Below are 1,690 nucleotides of genomic sequence, written 5' to 3'. Positions count from 1 at the left end.
GCGCTGCGGCTCGCCAAGGCCAGCGGGGACCGCGGGCTCGGCGCGTACGTCGTCGCCCTGCTCGTCAATCAGGCTCTGTTCCTGCGTGAGTACCGGCAAGGGGTGGCCTTCGCGGAGTCGGCGCTGCGGGCCGTCGGGGCGCATATCACCCCGGCGCTCGCCGCCGACCTGTACGCGATGCAGGCCAAGGCGTACGCCCGGCTCGGCGACGGAGCCGGGGCGCTCGCCTGCATCCGGCGCGCCGAGGCCGCCGCCGAGCGGATCCGCCCCGGCCAGGAGCCCGTCGAGACCGGGTACGTACAGCCCGGCCTGGTCAATGTGCAGGTGGCCGAGGCGCTCCTCAGCCTCGGCGACCTCGAACCCGCCCGGGTCCACGCGGACCAGGCGGTCGACTCCCCGGCCCACGACCGGGGCCGTGTGCACCGGCTCGCCATGCTCACGCACATCGAACTGCGTCAAGGAGACGCGGACAAGGCGGTGGCCACCGCCAGGGAGATGACCGAGCAGGCACGCGGAATGGAATCACAACGGCTGAGGGACCGGCTGAGGGCGGTGCGCGAGCACCTGATCGAGAGCGGGTGCGCGGCGACGACCGAGGCCGCCGAAATGATCGACGGGGCGCTGCGCGTGCCCCTGTGAGGGCCATGCCGGGCTGGTGGCCACCTGAACGGAAGGTGGCACACACGTGCGTTGGAAGAATCTCAGGGAGCGAACCGTGTACGAGAACCGGTGGTTCCGGGTCAACCTCGCAGACGTCGAACTCCCCGACGGCGCTCACCTCGACCACTATCTGATCCGCCTGCGGCCCGTCGCCGCCGCCACGGTCGTCAACGAGGCCAACGAAGTCCTCCTGCTGTGGCGGCACCGCTTCATCACCGACATCTGGGGCTGGGAGCTGGCCGCCGGAGTCGTCGAGGACGGCGAGGCCATCGAGTCCGCGGCGGCGCGCGAGATGGAGGAGGAGACCGGGTGGCGACCGGGCGCGCTGCGGCACCTCATGACGGTGGAGCCGTCCAACGGCCTCACCGACGCCCGGCACCACATCTACTGGACACCGGAGGCCGTCTACACCGGGGCGCCCGAGGACGGCTTCGAATCGGACCGGCGCGAGTGGGTGCCGCTCAAAGTGGTACCCGATCTGATCGCGCGTGGTGAGGTCCCGGCCGCCAATATGGCGGCCGCTCTTCTGCTGCTGCACCATATACGGCTCGGCTGAAAGGCACCCGGCGCGCCGGAGCGAACCGGCGTGCACCGCGCCCCACCCCTGTGAGGCGCACCCCGCGCTCATCGGCCGAGCGCTTGCCACATGGCGATCGCCAGGGCGGCCAGGCCGGTGAGCGCGGCCAGCGACGGCAGCGGCCAACGGCCGTGCTCCAACGCGCGTACGTGCACGTTCACTGTGCTCAGATCCTGCTCGCTCTGGTCGCCGCGCAGGGCGAGGAGCGCCAGTTGTCCATCGATGCGGGCGATGCCCACTTCGAGGTCTCGACGGATTTCCGCGAGCTCAGCCGAGACGACGGCCTGCTCGGGATCGGTGGTCACGGTCCGTTCCCCTTCCGGGAGATCATCCACGGGATGGCCGGCGGACGTGGTGATGCCGGCGAACCGAGTCAACCGCGCGGCCAGGCGGGGCGGGAGCGTGTGCGGAGCGCAGTCGCGGGTCAGCGGCGCGCGCCCCGTGTGAACAAGG

Annotated in this window: 2 protein-coding genes and 1 pseudogene; 2 read left to right on the top strand and 1 reads right to left on the bottom strand. The window is 71.4% G+C overall.

Annotation, left to right across the window (positions count from 1 at the left end; all coding sequences use genetic code 11):
* Both ACFU99_RS42885 and ACFU99_RS42880 read left to right on the top strand, forming a co-directional pair.
* Positions 1–639 (top strand): annotated as a pseudogene (locus ACFU99_RS42885) (transcriptional regulator); the annotation flags it as partial.
* A 46-nt stretch (positions 640–685) separates the two neighbouring features.
* On the top strand, positions 686–1,216 hold the full coding sequence (locus ACFU99_RS42880) for an NUDIX hydrolase (RefSeq protein ID WP_384403998.1): 531 nt from the start codon (positions 686–688) through the stop codon (positions 1,214–1,216).
* 68 nt (positions 1,217–1,284) lie between these two features.
* On the opposite strand, the gene ACFU99_RS42875 is transcribed toward ACFU99_RS42880, so the two are convergent.
* The coding region (locus tag ACFU99_RS42875; protein WP_384403995.1) for a hypothetical protein at positions 1,285–1,690 on the bottom strand (406 nt) is incomplete at its 5' end.

Origin of the sequence: Streptomyces sp. NPDC057654 (assembly GCF_042800135.1) — a bacterium.
Classification (GTDB): Bacteria; Actinomycetota; Actinomycetes; order Streptomycetales; family Streptomycetaceae; genus Streptomyces.
This window is presented reverse-complemented; position numbering and strand designations above follow the sequence as displayed.